The 814-nt window shown below is 50.6% G+C and carries 1 pseudogene; it reads right to left on the reverse strand.

The features are described 5' to 3' along the window. Window positions 1–814: pseudogene (locus tag ACO0LL_RS30300) on the reverse strand (IS3 family transposase); the annotation flags it as partial.

The raw sequence follows: 814 nt of genomic DNA on the forward strand, positions 1-814 counted from the left end.
CCGACGAGTTCATAAACGGGGCGCCTGGCTGTCTCAAAGGCAATAATTTCCCTGTTATACAAATCCATCACCGGAGACAGGTACAGTTTCTCTCCTGCGACGTTAAATTCCGTCACATCAGTTACCCATTTCTGATGCATGCCATCCGCGTCAAATTGCCGTTCCAGCACGTTGGGGGCGGTGTGTCCCACGTTACCTCTGTAAGACCGGTATTTCTTTGGCCGCACCAATGATTTCAGGCCGAGCTTGCTCATCAGCCGTTGCACAGTCTTATGGTTGACCTTCACTCCCTGTTGCTGGATAGCCAGAGTCACGCGCCGATAACCATAGCGTCCCTGATGGCGCGTAAAAATGGTGCCGATTCGTTTCTTGAGCCCTTGGTACTTATCCTCTGCCTGCAAAACTTTCTGTTGATAATAGAAAGTACTCCGGGCCAGACCGGTTAATTTGAGCAGATCTGGCAAAGGGAAGTGTTGCCTTAGTTCGATGACTACTTGCGCTTTTTGCGTGCTGTCGCCCGCTGTTGCTGCTGAGATTGAACCAAGGCCCGCAACTTTTTTAAGTAGGCATTCTCCATGCGTAAATGGCTGACTTCCGCAAGTAAGTCTTCACGTGTGCGGGTTTCATCATTCATCGGTAAGGACGGGGGTTGTGGCTTGGTGTCTGGCATCTTCTTGGGTCTTCCACGTACACGTGGTATCAGGGCATCTATGCCGCCATTATGATAGCTACGCTCCCAATTACCAATACATCCCGGACTGCGGATATTAAACAGGGCAGCAACTTCCCGGTAGGAAAGCTGGTTATCCCATAG

Source organism: Undibacterium sp. TC4M20W, assembly GCF_049340245.1.
Classification (GTDB): domain Bacteria; phylum Pseudomonadota; class Gammaproteobacteria; order Burkholderiales; family Burkholderiaceae_D; genus Undibacterium.